Source organism: Rhodocytophaga rosea (assembly GCF_010119975.1).
GTDB classification, from domain to species: domain Bacteria; phylum Bacteroidota; class Bacteroidia; order Cytophagales; family 172606-1; genus Rhodocytophaga; species Rhodocytophaga rosea.
In genome coordinates this window covers 826305-843677 of sequence record NZ_CP048222.1, presented here as the reverse complement: position 1 = coordinate 843677, position 17373 = coordinate 826305, and the positions used below count along the sequence as shown (strand labels likewise).

General features: G+C 39.3%; 15 protein-coding genes, 1 tRNA gene and 1 pseudogene. 8 read left to right on the top strand and 9 right to left on the bottom strand.

Annotation, left to right across the window (positions count from 1 at the left end; genetic code table 11):
- Nucleotides 1-170: 170 nt before the first annotated feature.
- The 3 genes from GXP67_RS03675 to GXP67_RS03665 form a co-directional block, all read right to left on the bottom strand.
- Nucleotides 171-1304 carry a cytochrome-c peroxidase gene (locus tag GXP67_RS03675; protein ID WP_162441904.1) on the bottom strand — a complete coding sequence of 378 codons (1134 nt, stop codon included), beginning with the start codon at nt 1302-1304 and terminating at the stop codon, nt 171-173.
- Between the two features lie 470 nt (nt 1305-1774).
- The gene (locus GXP67_RS03670) at nt 1775-2383 is read right to left on the bottom strand and encodes an IS630 family transposase (protein ID WP_232064508.1); all 609 of its coding nucleotides are present in this window, start codon (nt 2381-2383) and stop codon (nt 1775-1777) included.
- 5 nt (nt 2384-2388) lie between these two features.
- Nucleotides 2389-2820 carry a helix-turn-helix domain-containing protein gene (locus tag GXP67_RS03665; protein WP_162441276.1) on the bottom strand — a complete coding sequence of 144 codons (432 nt, stop codon included), beginning with the start codon at nt 2818-2820 and terminating at the stop codon, nt 2389-2391.
- 237 nt (nt 2821-3057) lie between these two features.
- On the opposite strand from GXP67_RS03665, the gene GXP67_RS03660 reads away from it, so the two are divergent.
- Nucleotides 3058-3471: a hypothetical protein gene (locus tag GXP67_RS03660; protein WP_162441903.1), complete on the top strand. Its 414-nt coding sequence runs from the start codon at nt 3058-3060 to the stop codon at nt 3469-3471.
- 86 nt (nt 3472-3557) lie between these two features.
- Here the strand turns inward: GXP67_RS03660 and GXP67_RS03655 are convergent.
- Nucleotides 3558-3631: transfer RNA gene (locus GXP67_RS03655), tRNA-Met, on the bottom strand.
- A 142-nt stretch (nt 3632-3773) separates the two neighbouring features.
- On the opposite strand from GXP67_RS03655, the gene GXP67_RS03650 reads away from it, so the two are divergent.
- The 5 genes from GXP67_RS03650 to GXP67_RS03630 all read left to right on the top strand — a co-directional run bounded on the left by GXP67_RS03650 (nt 3774) and on the right by GXP67_RS03630 (nt 9580).
- A complete protein-coding gene (locus tag GXP67_RS03650; RefSeq protein WP_162441902.1) occupies nt 3774-4169 on the top strand; it encodes an START-like domain-containing protein in 396 nt (131 codons plus the stop codon).
- 14 nt (nt 4170-4183) lie between these two features.
- Nucleotides 4184-5650 (top strand): LptF/LptG family permease, encoded by a 1467-nt coding sequence (locus GXP67_RS03645; RefSeq protein WP_162441901.1) that lies wholly within the window; start codon nt 4184-4186, stop codon nt 5648-5650.
- 254 nt (nt 5651-5904) lie between these two features.
- The gene (gene rpsO, locus GXP67_RS03640; protein ID WP_162441900.1) at nt 5905-6180 is read left to right on the top strand and encodes a 30S ribosomal protein S15; all 276 of its coding nucleotides are present in this window, start codon (nt 5905-5907) and stop codon (nt 6178-6180) included.
- Between the two features lie 161 nt (nt 6181-6341).
- On the top strand, nt 6342-8483 hold the full coding sequence (gene pnp, locus GXP67_RS03635) for a polyribonucleotide nucleotidyltransferase (RefSeq protein ID WP_162441899.1): 2142 nt from the start codon (nt 6342-6344) through the stop codon (nt 8481-8483).
- A gap of 233 nt (nt 8484-8716) precedes the next feature.
- Nucleotides 8717-9580, top strand: a complete 864-nt coding sequence (locus GXP67_RS03630) for a sigma-70 family RNA polymerase sigma factor (protein WP_162441898.1) — start codon at nt 8717-8719, stop codon at nt 9578-9580.
- Nucleotides 9581-9787: 207 nt separating this feature from the next.
- On the opposite strand, the gene GXP67_RS03625 is transcribed toward GXP67_RS03630, so the two are convergent.
- The 3 genes from GXP67_RS03625 to GXP67_RS03615 form a co-directional block, all read right to left on the bottom strand.
- Nucleotides 9788-9994: a hypothetical protein gene (locus GXP67_RS03625; RefSeq protein WP_162441897.1), complete on the bottom strand. Its 207-nt coding sequence runs from the start codon at nt 9992-9994 to the stop codon at nt 9788-9790.
- Between the two features lie 116 nt (nt 9995-10110).
- On the bottom strand, nt 10111-10569 hold the full coding sequence (locus tag GXP67_RS03620) for a GreA/GreB family elongation factor (protein WP_162441896.1): 459 nt from the start codon (nt 10567-10569) through the stop codon (nt 10111-10113).
- A 230-nt stretch (nt 10570-10799) separates the two neighbouring features.
- Entirely contained in the window at nt 10800-13244 is a 2445-nt protein-coding gene (locus tag GXP67_RS03615; RefSeq protein ID WP_162441895.1) for an ATP-binding protein, read from the bottom strand.
- A gap of 702 nt (nt 13245-13946) precedes the next feature.
- Between GXP67_RS03615 and GXP67_RS03610 the strand changes: the two genes are divergently transcribed.
- Nucleotides 13947-14519 carry a DUF6913 domain-containing protein gene (locus tag GXP67_RS03610; RefSeq protein WP_162441894.1) on the top strand — a complete coding sequence of 191 codons (573 nt, stop codon included), beginning with the start codon at nt 13947-13949 and terminating at the stop codon, nt 14517-14519.
- Nucleotides 14520-14576: 57 nt separating this feature from the next.
- Entirely contained in the window at nt 14577-15491 is a 915-nt protein-coding gene (dapA, locus tag GXP67_RS03605; protein ID WP_162441893.1) for a 4-hydroxy-tetrahydrodipicolinate synthase, read from the top strand.
- A gap of 204 nt (nt 15492-15695) precedes the next feature.
- On the opposite strand, the pseudogene GXP67_RS03600 reads toward dapA, so the two are convergent.
- Both GXP67_RS03600 and GXP67_RS03595 read right to left on the bottom strand, forming a co-directional pair.
- Nucleotides 15696-15866: pseudogene (locus tag GXP67_RS03600) on the bottom strand (histone H1); the annotation flags it as partial.
- A 147-nt stretch (nt 15867-16013) separates the two neighbouring features.
- Nucleotides 16014-17258, bottom strand: a complete 1245-nt coding sequence (locus tag GXP67_RS03595; RefSeq protein ID WP_162441891.1) for an aminotransferase class I/II-fold pyridoxal phosphate-dependent enzyme — start codon at nt 17256-17258, stop codon at nt 16014-16016.
- Nucleotides 17259-17373: the final 115 nt, after the last annotated feature.

Genomic DNA, 17373 nt, shown 5'->3' with positions numbered 1-17373 from the left:
GGAGAAAGAGTTGCAGTTGCCCGGTTAGAAATATTTTAAAAGATTTCTAAATTTTAGGAAGTTATTTTTTATAATCTGAATAGCTTATAATATAGTAGAAAATAAGATGAATGAGTAGAAAAACGATACTTTAGAGCGAACGTAGACACAAAAATAATATTCTATTTGTTTTACTTTTTTTTCTTTTTATTGTTTGCAGAAACCTCTTTCAAATAGGGATCAGAAAACCGCTTATCGGTTATAAAAGTAGAATCTGTGAGGGTATAAAGAAAAGCAAGCACGGCCTTTTTCTCCTCTGGTTCTAATAAGAGGGTGGCGCCTCCTACCTGATTGGTGGCCTCTATAATAAGTGGGTCCAGAGTTGCACTGGATTGAATATGTTCATTATAATGATCTAGTACTTCTTCCAGGGTTTTAAAGCGGCCATCATGCATATAAGGAGCTGTTAAAGCGATATTGCGTAGAGAAGGAGCCCTAAACTTGCCCCGATCTGTTTCTTTACCCGTTACTAACTCTCTGCCTTTGTCTTTCGGTTCTATATCCAGTCCATTATTATGTATGCCATGCATGGAAGTTTTATAGGTTCCATGACAATCTCCACAATTAGCGCCTCTTAATTTATTAGCAGGCTCGGGATGGGTCATAAATAAATTCATTCCCAGTTTTTCTTGCTCTGTCAATTCAAGTTCACCCCGCAAAAATTTATCATATCTGGAATCGGAAGAGATAAGAATTCGTTCAAACTGAGCCAATGCTTTGGCTATATTTTCAGCAGTAATCTGGTCGGTTCCAAATACCATTTTGAATTGAGCCGGGTATTCAGCCGTATTTTGCAGTTTAGCTACAGCCTCATCAAGCGGCAGGTTCATTTCCAGCGTATCCTGAATAGGGATTAATGCCTGCTCTTCCAGAGTAGATACCCTTCCATCCCAGAAAAATTTAAATTTCCATAGCAGGTTAGCCAGCGACATTGAACTTCTTCGTCCCTGTTTGCCGTGAACGCCGTGGGAAAAAGCTTTCCCATCCGTAAATGCAAGCCTTTGCTGATGGCAGGTCCCACATGAGATAGAGTTATCTCTGGATAGTTTTTTTTCATAAAAAAGCATTCTGCCTAAGGCAATGCCTTCATATGTCAAAGGGTTATTTTCAGGAATTTTAAATCCTGGACCAAACTTATGAGGAATAGTCAGAGGATAGGGGCCAGTTTGAATGGGCTCATCTGTTTCAGAGGCTACCTGAGCGTAAGTACCTATCAATAGTATGTAAAAAAGTACAATACTAAAAACTATAAATTTAAACCTCATAACCTATGATGTTTTCAATAACTAACCTACTCACAATTTATAATATGATTTAACATATTTAATAGTTCCTTTGCATTAAGTATATGTAATTATAGATAAAATTTTATGGATTTCCTGTTGGGAGTATAGAGTGAGCTTTGTCAATCGGTATTTATTAGGCTGTTGACATGTAGAAAATTCAGGAGTAATTGAGGTTCACTCGATAAAGTATCTTCATGAAACTTTGAAAGATATTAAATTATAATAGATCAATTATTGAACGTTTCTTTATTTACTACATCCTGTATCTCGTTGGCATCCGGATTAAACCACACTTCTGCCTAGTAATTACCCATCCACTAAAGATTTATCTGGCAATCTCCTTCTGGCCTGCTATTGCAGTACGTACCATTGTCGCTTACATACTACGCTATTTCCCATATAGTTAAAAGTCTGATTTCTGTAATGGATAGTATAACTATGATAAGTAATTAAACACAATTAAGTATAATATTTTCATCTACTTCAAGTTTTTTAAAATCAAGTTTAAAGTAAGTACCCAATCCTGAAAAGATGGTATAAAGTGCCTCCTTAAGCGCTTCTACAGACAGATAGTCTTCGGCTTTGAGCCAATGATATTTCACCTGCTTCCAAAATCGTTCGATCCTGTTAAGATGAGGACTATACTTAGGCAGCAAAAAGATGTATAATCCTTTCTGTTCCCATTCTTCTTTTTTGACTTCCCATAGGCCACATGTATGCCAGGAGGCGTTGTCTAAGACTATGACAGTAAACTTGGAAATAGATGTTGAGAAGGCCTCTACACATTCAATGATAAAGTCAGCGTTTAGACTCCCACTTTTCTGATAAGTAAGCAACTCATTATTTGTACTTAACAAGCCAAATACATTTATCCTTGTACTTCTTTGGGATAAAATAGGGGCGTGTTCGCCTTTTTTGATCCATCCATAAGGTACACAAGGGGTAAGGCAAAACCCTGATTCGTCTCCAAAATATAAATCTATACTGCCTGTCTGTGCCAAATAAAGCAAAGCATGTAATCGCTTGACTTTCTGCTCATATGCTTCTTTGTTTTGCAATGGCTTTATCCATTTACGGAAACGTTTCCATCGGTAGTCAATTTTTTTAAAAACCGCTTCAAGGTCATCTCACTCATAGCCGTGCCTAATTTAGCTTCTATCTCTCGCTTAGCTAATTTAAGTTGTTGTTTTTCTTTCTCTATGCTATTTTCCACTACTTCAACATGGGTAGCATTACTGGTAGTAAGGATGGGTTTTCTGCCTTTCCCTTTTTGGTTCTTTAACCCTACCACACCTGTTTTCTCAAAGCGATCAAACCACTTATAAATACTTAACTGACTTACTTGAAAAATGCTTGCTAACTTCTGTACTTGATAGCCTTGATTGGATAACAGTATACATTGGCAACGGTTACGTTCCTGATAACTTTTACTATCTTTATGAATCTTCTCTAAGTCTTGTTTTTGCTTGTCTGTAATCTTCTTGATATAACGCATAAGCAAAGATACAATTTGCCAAAATCTTATACTTAATTGTGTACTCTTACTTAGTATGGGTGAATAAGGTGGTTTTTAAGAATGATATTTAATATTAAGAACATTACATCAAGCTCAAATTTACTTCATCTAATAGTTGCATATATAAGTTTGTTTATCTTTAAAGTTGAATATGCGATCAAATTTATTAACTAAAAACAATATTTTACTTGTAGTAACAATAGTGCTTTTCTCAAGTTGTGGGGGTACAAGTTTCAAAAACATATAACTGCCCAAAGTGATACATCCCCAATTGCTACAGCCCGAATTAATAATATCACTCCATTAGAGGCTATAAAAATAATTCATCAGTTTCCAACAGATAGGAAATTTGTAATAATTGGTAAATGTTATGGCACATCTTATAAAGGCGCTGTCACTAAACTGGATGGGTCATATAGTGCTTTCAAACGATTAAGGAATTGCGCCTGTTCTAATGGTGGGAATGCTATTGTTATAACAGGCAAAGAGCAGGTAATTAATCCATATGAATATACAAGAACTCAAACTCAAGGGGTACCAATGGATATTCCTCAAGGAGAGGGCCAAATGAAAGTGAAGATTACAGGGTATGTAATTTATATGCAATCATCAATGCAAGTAAATGAATAGAGTGAAAAATGTTATCCTATTGTTACCTAAGAAATGATAAGCTCCTGTAAGTGGTTAGTTTACAGGGGTTTGTAAATATCATTAAGTAGCGAGGGGGGGAATTGAACCCCCGACCTCAGGGTTATGAATCCTGCGCTCTAACCACCTGAGCTACCTCGCCAATTTAGCCTGTTTGCAGGGCTTTTATAAAGAGTCCACAAAGGTAGGTATATTATTTTTTTCTACAAATATTTTTAAATATTTGCATCTGTTGCTTGGATTGAAAAAAAAGAATACATTTCAGTTCAATAAATACCGGTAAGATGGGTAAATACAAATACACGGCAGAGTTTGAAATACGGGCATCTAATAAAATGCTTTTCCCCTATATGACCAACCCTGCCGGACTTGCCCAATGGTTTGCTGATAAGGTAAATATTGATGAGAACAAAGTGTTTAATTTTATATGGGATAATAAACCACATTATGCCCGTTTGACTGCCCAGCGTTTAAACCGCTATGTGAAATTTGAATTTCTGCCCGACGGCGACTTAAACTCAAATGATCCTGCCTATATAGAATTTAAGCTGGATATGAACGAACTTACCCAATCTTCGTTTTTAAAGATAACTGATTACTCAGAAACCGATAATGAAGATGATCTCAAAGAACTGTGGACACACCTGGTATCGAATTTGAGAGAAACTGTTGGTGGCTAAGCCGTTGAATTTGCATGAAAAAAATAGATAAACTCATTCTAAAGTCCTTTGTCGGACCTTTCTTCCTAACATTTTTTGTAGTAGTATTTATTCTGCTTACCCAGACGATGATCAAGTATTTTGATGAGTTTGTGGGCAAAGACCTGGGCTTTGCTGTGTTTGCAGAATTATTATTCTACTTTAGCCTCAATACTACCCCAGTAGCTTTGCCGCTGGCTATGTTGCTCTCTTCCCTGATTTGCTTTGGTAATTTAGGCGAACATTACGAGCTCACGGCCATTAAAAGCTCAGGTATTTCTCTCATCAGGGTACTGGTGCCGGTTTCAATATTTGCATTTCTTCTCACGTTTGTGGCCTTCTGGTTCAATAATAATATTGTGCCTAAAGCCAATTTGAATGCATATAGCCTGCTTTGGGATGTACGCCAGAAAAAACCCTCGCTGGATATTAAGGAAGGCGTTTTCTATAATGGACTTACCGGGTATAGCATTAAGGCCAATAAAAAGCTGAGCGATGGCAAAACCCTTATGGATGTGATGATTTATGACCATAGAGAGGGTGATGGTAATAAACAGGTAATTCTGGCGGATTCTGCCAAAATGTATACCATCAATAACGACCGCTATCTGGTGCTGGAATTGTTCCGGGGAAATGCTTACACTGATGTTGCTCAGGAACCTCGTCGTTCGCGGAAAGAAGAATTTCAACGGGATGCTTTTGACCAGAGTAAAATGGTATTCAGCCTGGCTTCCTTCGATTTAAGCCGTACAGATAAATCGCTGTTTGCCACCAGTAAATACATGATGAGTGTGGATAAATTACAGACAGTAGCCGATTCCATGAAGAAGGAATACGCATTGATCCTGGATCGCAACGATTTGAGCGTAAAGCAATACTATTTTAATTCAATGAAAGGCCTTCCCCCAAAGCTGGATTCACTGGAAGGAAAATGGTTAGATTCCTTAAAGCACAGGGCTCTGGCCAAAGAAGAACAAGTGCAGGTAGTTAATTCGGCGGCGGCACAGGCGCGGAATGTGAAAAATTTTGCACAAAGCAGCCTGCAGCAACTGGACTCTGCTATTAAAGAAAGCCGTACGTTTGAAGTAGAGAAATATAAGAAATTTACTCAGTCGCTGGCTTGTTTTATAATGTTTCTGATCGGTGCCCCTCTGGGAGCTATTATTAAAAAAGGGGGCTTAGGAGTACCTGTATTAGTGTCTATTGTGTTCTTTATTATCTTTTACGTATGCTCACTCCTGGGCGAAAAATGGGCCAGGGAAGGCATTGTTATGATTCCTTACGGTGTATGGGCTGCTAATGCTATTTTGTTTGTCTGCGGCATATTCTTTCTGCGGCAAGCCAAAAATGATTCCCGTCTCTTTGAAGCTGATGTGTATAAAGTAGCCTTTAACCGTTTCAGAGATAAATTACTCAAAATGAACCGGCCTAAATCTGAGCGAAAAGTGGGGGTGCCAGGTTAATGAATACATATACTGGTCTATCATACTAGTGATTTGGATTTTAGTTGCTTTATTCCGGGTTAATCAGGATTAATAGATAGGCGATAGATACCAATATTAAAGCTGTGATAGAAAGTGTTTTAAAATCCTTATTAATTTGTACTCTGCACACTACTTATATAAATATTAATCTATTTGTTTATTTGGTTTTCAGTAATATAGCAGCTAAATTTGCGGTTTAACGAAAAAATAAAGGATATTCAATCTGTCTTACGATGTATTTGACCGCAGAAAAAAAACAAGAATTATTTGCCAATCATGGGATTGCAAAGCAAAAAGCGGATACGGGTTCTGCTGAATCACAAATTGCTTTGTTTACTTTCCGCATTAATCACCTGACTGAGCACCTGAAAACCCATAAAAAAGATTTCTCTACCAGACTGGGTTTGCTGAAACTGGTAGGTAAAAGAAGAAGGTTGCTGGATTATCTGGCACATACCGAAATAGAAAGATACAGAGCTATTATTAGTGAACTACAATTAAGAAAGTAAGATTTTAGCAAGAAGAGGGAATTCATACCAAGGGTTTCCCTCTTTTTATTTTATTGCCTCTGGCAAATTTATTTAAGGATAAGCTGCCACTTCCATCCCTTTTTGCGTAGTCCCCTGTATACGCTCTATTCACCTTTTTCTTACGATTTAAAGATTAACATATGTTACCAAATGTAATCACCAAAACCATTGAACTCGCCGATGGTAGAAAAATAACTATTGAAACCGGTAAACTTGCTAAACAAGCTGATGGCTCTGTTGTCGTTCGGATGGGCGATACTATGTTGCTGGCTACAGTAGTGGCCAATCAGGAAGCCCGGGAGGGCATCGATTTTTTGCCTTTATCAGTAGACTACCAGGAAAAATTTGCGGCGGCAGGAAAAATCCCTGGTGGATTCCTTCGTCGCGAAGGCAGGCTCTCAGACCATGAAATTCTGGTAAGCCGCCTGGTAGACCGTGCCTTACGTCCGCTTTTTCCCGACGATTACCATGCTGAAACACAGGTAAATATTTTTTTAATTTCAGCTGATCAGAATGTATTGCCAGATTCTCTGGCTGCCCTTGCCGCTTCTTCTGCCCTTGCCGTTTCAGATATTCCTTTTAATGGCCCTATTTCAGAAGTAAGAGTAGCCAAAATCGATGGCCAGTACCTGGTTAATCCTCCTGCTGACCAGCTCAGTAAAGCTACCCTTGATCTGATTGTGGCCGCTTCCTACGATGATATTACCATGGTAGAAGGAGAAATGAACGAAGTATCTGAGGAAGAAGTGCTGGAAGCTTTGAAAACTGCCCATGAAGCCATCAAACTTCAGGTGCAGGCCCAGAGAGAATTAACTGAACTGGTGGGTAAAACCCAGAAAAGAGTGTACTCTCATGAAGTAAATGATTCAGTACTAAAAGAACAATTATATTTATTGCTGTATGAAAAAGCTTATGCTGTAGCCAAATCTACTATTATTAATAAGCATGAGCGCAGTGAAGCTTTTAAAGCGATAAAACAAGCCTATATAGATTCCTTACCTGAAGATCATACCATTGACCTGGCCCTGGTAAGTAAATATTACCATGATATAGAGAAAGATGCCGCCAGAAACCTGGTGCTCAATGAAGGTGTACGTCTGGATGGCCGCAAACCAGACCAGATCCGTCCGATCTGGAGTGAAATTGATTATTTGCCTTCTGCGCATGGATCAGCCATTTTTACCCGTGGCGAAACTCAGTCTCTCACTACGGTTACGCTGGGCACCAAGCTGGACGAACAGATGATTGACAGTGCCATGCTAAGTGGATTCAATAAATTTATTCTGCATTATAATTTTCCAGGTTTCTCTACCGGCGAAGTAAAACCTAACCGTGGGCCGGGTAGGAGAGAAGTAGGGCATGGAAATCTGGCTCACCGGGCACTCAAGAAAGTACTGCCGCCAGATGAAGAAAATCCATATACCCTGCGGGTGGTATCAGATATTCTGGAATCGAATGGTTCTTCTTCCATGGCTACTGTTTGCGCCGGTACACTGGCGCTAATGGACGCTGGTATCAAAATTAAAGCGCCTGTTTCCGGGATAGCGATGGGGATGATCTCTGATAGCAAGACAAAAAAATATGCCATCCTGTCTGACATCTTAGGGGATGAAGATCACCTGGGCGATATGGATTTTAAAGTAACCGGTACAGCCAAAGGAATTACTGCCTGCCAGATGGATATTAAGGTTGATGGATTATCTTACGAAGTCTTGGCTCAGGCACTTGCCCAGGCCAAACAAGGCAGACTGCACATTTTAGGAGAGATGAACAAAACCCTTGCCGAACCAAAACCGGATCTGAAGCCGAATGCTCCCCGCTCAGTTACTGTTAAAATTGACCGTGATCAGATTGGAGCCGTTATCGGACCTGGTGGTAAAGTGGTACAGGATATTCAGAAAGAATCTGGCGCAACGGTAGTGATTGAAGAAAGGGATAATGCAGGGTATGTAAATATTTTTGCTGTAGATAAAGTAGCGATGGAGAAAGCGCTGAGACGGGTAAAAGGCATAGTTGCCATTCCAACCATAGGCGATGTATATGAAGGAAAGGTAAAATCTATAATGCCCTTTGGTGCATTTGTAGAATTTATGCCAGGCAAAGATGGACTGCTGCATATTTCTGAAATCAAGTGGGAACGCCTGGAAAAAATGGAAGGTGTATTGGAAGTAGGAGAGGAAGTAAAAGTGAAACTGGTGGATGTAGATAAAAAAACCGGTAAATACAGGCTTTCCAGAAAAGTATTACTGCCTAAACCGGAGGGTAAAACGGCTAACTCCTGAAATATATAGCCGGAAGGCAGAAAAAATACATGGTACACTTAATTTTTTACTTTGTATTTTCTGCCTTCCTCAATTATATTCAGTAGATTTACTAACTGACGTTTTATCAAAACTTATTATTGCCTGGCTTTAAAAAGACTTTGCTAAAATAGAATGCAAAAATCAACAGGAACTTTGAGTAAAAAGCCATCGTTCCTTTCGAGAGCGCGTACATCCTAAATTTTATAAATTGAATGAGACAACTTAAAATTAGCAAGCAAATAACCAATCGCGAGAGTCAGTCGCTCGATAAGTATTTGCAGGAAATAGGTAAAGTTGATCTGTTAACTCCCGACGAAGAAGTAGAACTAGCTAAGCGAATCCGGGAGGGTGATCAGCTTGCTTTAGAAAAATTGACCAAAGCCAACCTGCGTTTTGTGGTGTCTGTAGCCAAACAATACCAGAATCAGGGGTTGTCTTTAGGTGATTTGATCAATGAGGGAAACCTTGGTTTGATAAAAGCTGCGCAGCGTTTTGATGAAACCAGGGGTTTTAAGTTTATTTCCTATGCTGTATGGTGGATCCGTCAATCCATCCTGCAGGCTTTGGCTGAACAATCCCGTATTGTAAGGCTTCCGTTAAATAGAGTTGGCTCTTTAAATAAAATCTCAAAAACATTTTCTGAACTGGAACAAAAATACGAACGTGAACCATCGCCAGACGAACTGGCAGAAGTATTAGAGGTAACCACCTCAGAAGTAGTAGACACACTGAAGATCTCCGGAAGACATGTATCTATGGATGCACCTTTTGTACAAGGAGAGGAAAACAGCCTGCTTGATGTGCTGGAAAACGACAGTGAGGATACGCCTGATTCAGAATTAATTAATGATTCTCTCCGCCGCGAGGTACAACGTGCCCTTGCTACACTTACCATGCGTGAGGCAGAAGTAATCACCTTTTATTTTGGTTTGAATGGCGAACATGCCATGACACTGGAAGAGATTGGTGAAAAATTCAATCTTACCCGTGAAAGGGTGCGCCAAATTAAAGAGAAAGCTATCCGCCGCTTGCGTCATACGTCCAGAAGTAAAGCATTAAAGCCGTATCTGGGATAATTCTACTAATAAATATTACACGAAAGCCTTCCTGCAAAGGAAGGCTTTTTATTTTACACACTATTATGTGTCCTTTCTATTTGTATTCATCTAAACACTCAAAAAATCTATCAAAGGCTTTTTTTTATTGCCATTATAGGCAAGAAGCAATATTTTTGAGTATGTGAATCCTATACCATTTATTCTGCCATCGTTGCTCAGCATCCACTATTTAAAACTACCAAAACCTGGCTCACTTGGGTTATAAATTTCATCATTGTCAAAAGCCCAAATCAGATAACCGTTTAAAAAATTCTGAAACGAAGAAATAGATTTAGATGTCAGAAATATTGTCGGCCGTTTGTGAATCAGGCTTAGCATTTCGTCAATCTTTCCGGCATGAATTAATTTGATATTATCTACCTGGAACTCCATATATTATTTGTCACTCTTATAGCTAATATAATAGCAGAAGCTATAAACCAGATCATTATATTAGACTGATTTATAGCTTCTGTATATATTCTCAAAACGTAACTAATCTAACCGAATTAGAATACCTCCTGTATTTTATACTGCCTGTCGCGGAATTGAAAAGTATCGCCCTTTTTGAGCCCTACCATCGCCTGGAAAATAGGCGCAGATGTCGAAATAGGGAAATAGGTCTTATTATCTACTGTTACCTTTCCGATACTGACGGCAATAAAAAAATGCTGCTTATCTGTATGAACAATAGCGCCGGCTTCAATAATTGGTGTAAGGCTGTGTGCAGGCACTTGCTGCAACGTTTCCAGGTCATTTTGAGTAGTTTGCAACTGCATGGTATACATATCTCTGGTATGCTGCAATTGCTCCCTATAGGATACGAAACCTTCCTCCATTGAATCTTCACTGGTATTGGCATTCTCCTGAGCTTCCCGTATAGCCATTCGGGCCGTTTCTACCATGTTCTTCTGCATTCGAAGGCATTCATTATATATCTTAATCTTCAGGCTTAGTTTGTCTTCCATTATATCGTTGTAATTGTTCTGAATAAATGAATAATATAACTTTATTTATGAGTAGGGTGCAAAAATACATATTTTAAGCAAACACAGCACTTTTCAGGTAATTTTTGAAAGTCGTCCTGTGAAAGTTGTAGGATGATAGCTGAATAATAAGCATCAGAATTCCTTATACGTATCATTCCTATCAAAAGGTTAATAATAAATATTTAGCTGTAATTTTCCTATTACACCAGTCAGGAAAGATTGTTAACCAGTTTATTTCTTTCCTGTGTAATTTGAACAAAGGCCTCTTTGCATCCGTCGTGTAACTGCTTGATTTTATCAGGAATATATTCTGTATGCACTTCATTCACAGCCGCCTGCTCAATCTGCCATAATTCATGTTGTAAGTGTGACAGGCCCATACATACAAACACTGACTTGATCCGGTGCGCTATAAATCCTACTTGTTTCCAGTTCTGGCTTTGTGCACTGCTCTCCATTTGCTGAAGCGCTTCCGGAGTCTTTTCCAGGAACATATTCATCAGTTGCACCATAAACTCCGGATCGTTTAAACCAGCCTTTTGAACGTGGGAAATTTCAAACTTGTTACGGGGAGATATCTGTTGCTGCTCAGCAGGCACTGGTACATCTTTTCCTGCCAGTAACCGGCGGATTTTTGTAAACAATACCTCCGCATCAAAAGGTTTGGAAATAAAGTCATCCATACCAGCAGCAAGGGCTTGTTCTTCATCGCTTTTCAAGGCACCAGCCGTAAGGGCAATAATTGGAATGGCATTTTTTGGAGCAGGCATAGTAGAGCGGATATACTGGGTAGTAGCAAATCCATCCATTTCCGGCATCTGTATATCTACCAGTAACAGGTGGTAGTCTTTTATAGCCAGTTTCTCAATGCCTTCTTTTCCATTATTTCCAATATCAATTTGGATAGTAGGCAGCCATTTCTGTAAGGTATTTACCGCCAGTACCTGATTAATTGGATTATCTTCCAGCAACAAGATGGTCAGGTTTTCCGGAATAGCACCGGCTGCCGTATAATTTCTTGCCTGAACGTGTGTATTGTACATTCCTTTATCAAATGGCATAATTACTGAAAATGTTGATCCTTCATGTAGCCGGCTTTTTACCTGTATGGTGCCCCCCTGCAATTCTACGAGCTGTTTAACAATAGTAAGCCCAAGCCCAGTACCGCCGTATCTGCGGGTAGTATGGTCGTTGGCCTGTGAAAAGCTTTCAAATATCAGATGTAGCTTATCTTCAGCAATGCCAATTCCTGTATCTGTTACCTCAAATAATACCTGTATCTGCGTTTCTGTCTGATGAAGAAGTTGTGCTTTCAGATGTACACTGCCTTCTTCGGTGAATTTAATAGCGTTAGAAAATAAGTTTAGTAAAATCTGGTTCAACCGGACCGGATCGCCTAAGAACAGTTCGGGAATTTTTTTATCAATATGATAACTTACCTGCAGTTTCTTTTCCTCCATTCTGAACCGCAATGTTTCTATTACCGACCGGCACAATTGATCCAGGTGGATATTTACGCGTTCGAAGGTAATCTTGCCTGATTCTATTTTAGAAAAATCGAGTATGTCGTTAATAATTACCAGCAGGTTGTTGGCCGAATCTTTAATATAACGCACATATTCCCGCTGAGTGGTAGCCAGTACTGATTGTTCCAGCAAACGGGTAAAGCCAACAATGGCATTCATGGGGGTGCGTATCTCATGGCTGGTATTGGCCAGGAACTGATCTTTAAACCGCCTGGATTGTTCAGCTTGCAAAATTTCTTTCTGAACCAGTTCCTGAGCGCTTTGCATTTGATTCAGGTTTCGAGCTTCCAGCAAAGGCAATAAAACAATAGAAGCCATAGAAGTAAGCATTATTCCATATATTACGCTCTCATGTGGAATAAGCCATCCCAGGGTAATTACCTGCAAAGCCAGTTTACATACTAACAGAAAAGGCCATACTATGAATAAATATCTCCCAGCAAAATTGCCAGCCTGATGCTGCCGGTAAAGAGTACCCAGGGAGGCAAAACCAAAAAAACTACTCAATACAATACCTGCTATGCCACCAAGTGGAGATGGTAAAAAAGTTAGTGCTGCCAGTACTAATGCAGCAATAGGCATTTTTTCGATTACCTGAGTAAAAAACGATTTATCTTCATTGGAGGTAAAAAGGCTTCTAAGCAAAAAAGCGGCACTTGCCAGCCAGATGGCTGTAAATACTGCGCCAAACTGGTAAGCAAAAGAAACAGAGCCGGATACCTGAAATGTGGAAAACGGACCAGTGTAGATCCATGTAAATAATCCGGAAGCAGCAATATAGATAGTAGAATATAGATGAAGCCTTTTTTTGTTCTGCATGTAAAAATATAGCAACAGCTGGTACAGGATCATGGCAATGATAAAACCATAAAACAACACCTGTATATGTTCAGTAAGAGAATTTATTGATGAAAATACCGGTACCTGAGCTGGAAAATGGGCAAACACTTGTATTACCGGAACAAAGGCTGAAGATAAAGAGATAAGACAACAGCCATCTTGTTCTGGAGAAGGCAATACAGTTTGTATATGTTCTTTGGCTAGTAGCAAAAAAGGAAACAGAAATAGCCATATAAAACACAAACATCCTACAACAAAGCCATGGGTGTTTGTCAGAAATTGTTTCATAATATCTTTTAATGCCTGTAGAGGCGAAGTAAATAAAACAGGGTGTAGCGATCGTTCAAAAATGTAGGTTTGTAAGGGGAAAAGAATTGAATTTATTAAAGTAATTTTATCACAATAACCATGCAAATGTATAAATAATTTTATTGATAGACATCAAAAGGTAAAATTCAGCCCAAAAAACAACTTTTAATTAGTTATTTTCCAGCATTCTTCTTCTTGCTGTCAAGAGATTTATACAAATGTTATATTTTCTGGTTAAGAATAAAATACCTGGAAATAGGTAATTTTACACGCTTTCCATAACTTTAAATTCTAATTTGGTTATCAATCCTGGAAAATCTACTTAATTGACCAGCTATTATAGAATGGATTGATAGAAAGGGCAGCTCTTTTGAAAGCTCTGAAAATAAACTGTATATTGAGAAGTGTAGGATTGATTATTTGCAGGACGGTAATAAGCAAGGCAATCGAAACCGGAGAAAGTTCAAAATCAGGTGTAACTATATTTTCTTGATTAACCGAACAAGCGTTTTAAATAATGATAGATGAATATTCACACTACTGACTTACTGAAACGCTTAAAGAATACATTGTTTGATGACCATATTGCAGATTGTACTTAATGTCAATTTTTATTTGTCCGATCGTATATTTAATCAGCCTGTAATACAATAATCCTGTAAGTCAGTAATTTCTTAAACAATGCAGAAGAGAATACAGTCATTTTTTTTAAATATTAAAAATAAGCAGGCTTCGCAGCAGAATACGGTAGCCCGGGAGATGATGGAGTATAGTCAGGCAAAAAATATAGGATTATTATTCAGAGGAGAAGAAAATGAATACCAGGTTTTTAATCAGCTGGTAAAACGGTTAACAAATGAAGGTAAGCATATAAAAGCACTTACCTATTTTGAGCAGATGCAGAGTACTGGTTATGATTTCAACTTCGATTATTTTACCAAAGAGCAGATTTCAGCTACTGGCAACATCAAAAGCGATAAAGTGAGCCGGTTTATGGAAAACAGATTTGATTATTTATTTTGTATCCTGCGACAGCCATTTTTGCCTTTCGATTATATTTTGTTGCAGAGTAAAGCCAGGTACCGGATTGGATTATCGCAGGAAGAGAAGCCGGAATGTTTTGAGTTTATGATGAAACCTCAGCCAGAACAATTATTATCAGAGGCCATCGATCAGTTGTTGCAGTATACACAAGCATTAACTCTACAGGAAGGATATGCCGGAAAAATAAAAAAGCAGGGTGGCCGGGCATAATGTGCAACAGATAGTATTGTACTGGAGGAAATAAAGTAAAATCAATATAATGTACAGATGAGAAGTAAATTTTTAGGAACAGGAGTAGCCTTAATTACGCCATTTCAGGCGAATGGGGAGATAGATTTTGGAGCCATGAGACGCCTGCTCGAACATGTTTCACAGGGAGTAGTTGATTATCTGGTTGTGTTGGGAACCACAGGCGAATCAGCTACTCTAAATGAAGCTGAAAAGAAAGATATACTGGCTTTTGTAAAAGCAAATAATCCCAAACGCTTGCCCATTATGTATGGCCTGGGCGGTAATAACACCAGAGAAGTTCTGGAACAAATACACCAAACCGACTGGCAAGGCGTTGATGCTGTACTTTCTGTAAGTCCGTATTATAATAAACCTTCCCAGAGAGGCATTTACGAACATTATGTTTCTATAGCTGATGCCTGCCCGGTTCCGGTCGTACTATATAATGTACCTGGCAGAACCCAGTCTAATGTTACGGCAACTACTACTTTGAAACTTGCTACCCATCCGAATATTATCGGTATTAAGGAAGCATCGGGAGATTTAATTCAGTGTATGGAGATAGCCAAAAATAAGCCCTCAGACTTTTTGTTAATTTCAGGCGATGACCTGTTGACCTTACCAATGGTGTCTTTTGGAGCTATTGGGGTTATATCTGTACTGGCTAATGCGTTTCCAGCTATATTTACACAAATGGTGAACGAAGCCCTGGATCACCAGCTGGAAAGTGCAAGCAGGCACTTATTCCGCTTTTTAGCTATCAATCCGCTTATGTATGAAGAAGGGAATCCGGTAGGGTTGAAGCAGGTATTGCAACAAATGGGTATTTGCCGGAATGAAGTACGTTTGCCATTGGCACCAGCTTCCGAGCCACTCATAGCTAAGATAACAGCTGCCTTAATGGAATTTGAACCTGTTTTCCAGCCGGTAAGTGTGGCGAAAAGTTTTTAAGAAGGGATCATTAACTAGTATCTGCCTACGCTGTTGGTTTTAGAGAATTCCTCTACCAGGAGCTACTAATAAAAAAAGTGCCTTTTGCCGGGCACTTTTTTATAAAGAAAGGTTGGAAAATTACTTTTTAGCAGCCGCTTTCTTAGCAGGGGCTTTTTTAGCAGCAGGCGCCTTTTTAGCAGGGGCATCCTTAGCAGCTGTGGTAGTATTTTTCGTGTTTTGTACTTGTACCCGGATATCCTGGGCGAGGTTCTTAAGATCTTGCATTCCTTTCCTTACTCTCGTTCCGGCGGCCTGGTTACCCTTGTCATAAAATTTTTCGAAGTCTCCCTCTAATGACATCACTAGGTCTCTTATTTCATCAAATCTTTTCATTCGTATAGTTTTTAAGGTTAAGAATATGATTTAACATTGCCCGAATATAATAATTAAAATAACACGCACAAATTTGTATATAAAAAAAACGTGATTTTTTGCTAGAAAATCACGTTTTACAGGCATTTTTGTCTACAATTCCGATATTTAAGCCATTATGGGCAATGCACCGGCTGCATAAACGCCCGATTTAAGCTTATCTGATACTGCATCAAAGGCATCCAGGGTGCGATTCACATCTGCCAGGGTGTGTACAGCTGTAGGGATCAGCCGGAGCAAAATGACCCCTTTTGGTACAACCGGGTAGATTACTACTGAACAGAAAATGCTATAATTTTCCCGCAGGTCAATAATCAGGTTATGTGCTTCTACTGGTCCGCCGCTCAAAAATACGGGTGTTACCGGGGATTGTGTTTTTCCAATATTAAAGCCTCTTTCCCGCAGTCCGCTTTGTAAAGCTTTCACAATTACCCACAGCTTTTCCCGCAATTCGGGTTTGCCACGCAAAAGTTCAAGCCTTTTTAAGGCGCCTACCACTAAGGGCATAGGTAAGGCTTTGGCAAATACCTGAGAACGAGTATTATACCGCAAAAATTCTATTACTTGTTTTTCACCGGAAACGAAAGCTCCAATGCTGGCCATCGATTTAGCAAAGGTGGAAAAATACAGGTCAATTCCATCCTGAGCTTCTTGTGCTTCACCTACGCCGGCACCAGTTTCTCCCATCGTTCCAAATCCGTGGGCATCATCCACCAGGAGGCGGAAACTGAATTTTTGCTTCAGTTCAATGATTTCTTTCAGTTTACCCATATCGCCCGACATGCCGAATACGCCTTCAGTAATGACCAGAATAGCGCCACCGGTTTCAGCGGCTAATTTAGTAGCCCTTCCCAGTTGTTTTTCCAGACCGGCAATATCGTTATGTGGATATACAAAACGTTTGCCCATATGCAGGCGTACGCCATCAATAATACAAGCATGCGATTCGCTATCATATACAATTACATCATGGCGGTCAATCAGGGCATCTATCACCGACATAATTCCCTGATACCCATAATTCATCAGCATGGTATCTTCTTTCTTCACAAAGCTGGATAGTTCAGCTTCCAGTTTTTCGTGCATACTGGTTTCTCCCGACATCATTCTGGCACCCATCGGATAACCAAGCCCCCATCTTTCTGCTGCATCTGCATCCGCTTTGCGCACCTCCGGATGATTGGCTAAACCAATATAATTGTTCAGGCTCCAGTTTAACACGTCTTTCCCTCTGAATTTCATGTGAGGGCCAATTTCTCCTTCCAGTTTAGGAAAAGCAAAATATCCATGAGCCACTTTTGAGTATTGCCCCAAAGGACCTCTGTCTGATAATAATTTTTCAAATAAATCCACTTGCAAACGGTTTAAATGATGAAAAATAGTTTGGATTTAAGTATGTATAATACAGGCAAATGTACAAGTAAATCCCGACGAAAACAAAGTATGAAGGCTTTGCTCCAATTTTTAT

What these genes read in the sequence shown, in the direction of transcription:
- GXP67_RS03675 (WP_162441904.1), bottom strand. Translation starts at nt 1,304, where the DNA reads ATGAGGTTTAAATTTATAGTTTTTAGTATTGTACTTTTTTACATACTA.
- GXP67_RS03665 (WP_162441276.1), bottom strand. Translation starts at nt 2,820, where the DNA reads ATGCGTTATATCAAGAAGATTACAGACAAGCAAAAACAAGACTTAGAG.
- GXP67_RS03650 (WP_162441902.1), top strand. Translation starts at nt 3,774, where the DNA reads ATGGGTAAATACAAATACACGGCAGAGTTTGAAATACGGGCATCTAAT.
- GXP67_RS03645 (WP_162441901.1), top strand. Translation starts at nt 4,184, where the DNA reads ATGAAAAAAATAGATAAACTCATTCTAAAGTCCTTTGTCGGACCTTTC.
- rpsO (WP_162441900.1), top strand. Translation starts at nt 5,905, where the DNA reads ATGTATTTGACCGCAGAAAAAAAACAAGAATTATTTGCCAATCATGGG.
- pnp (WP_162441899.1), top strand. Translation starts at nt 6,342, where the DNA reads ATGTTACCAAATGTAATCACCAAAACCATTGAACTCGCCGATGGTAGA.
- GXP67_RS03630 (WP_162441898.1), top strand. Translation starts at nt 8,717, where the DNA reads ATGAGACAACTTAAAATTAGCAAGCAAATAACCAATCGCGAGAGTCAG.
- GXP67_RS03625 (WP_162441897.1), bottom strand. Translation starts at nt 9,994, where the DNA reads ATGGAGTTCCAGGTAGATAATATCAAATTAATTCATGCCGGAAAGATT.
- GXP67_RS03620 (WP_162441896.1), bottom strand. Translation starts at nt 10,569, where the DNA reads ATGGAAGACAAACTAAGCCTGAAGATTAAGATATATAATGAATGCCTT.
- GXP67_RS03615 (WP_162441895.1), bottom strand. Translation starts at nt 13,244, where the DNA reads ATGAAACAATTTCTGACAAACACCCATGGCTTTGTTGTAGGATGTTTG.
- GXP67_RS03610 (WP_162441894.1), top strand. Translation starts at nt 13,947, where the DNA reads ATGCAGAAGAGAATACAGTCATTTTTTTTAAATATTAAAAATAAGCAG.
- dapA (WP_162441893.1), top strand. Translation starts at nt 14,577, where the DNA reads ATGAGAAGTAAATTTTTAGGAACAGGAGTAGCCTTAATTACGCCATTT.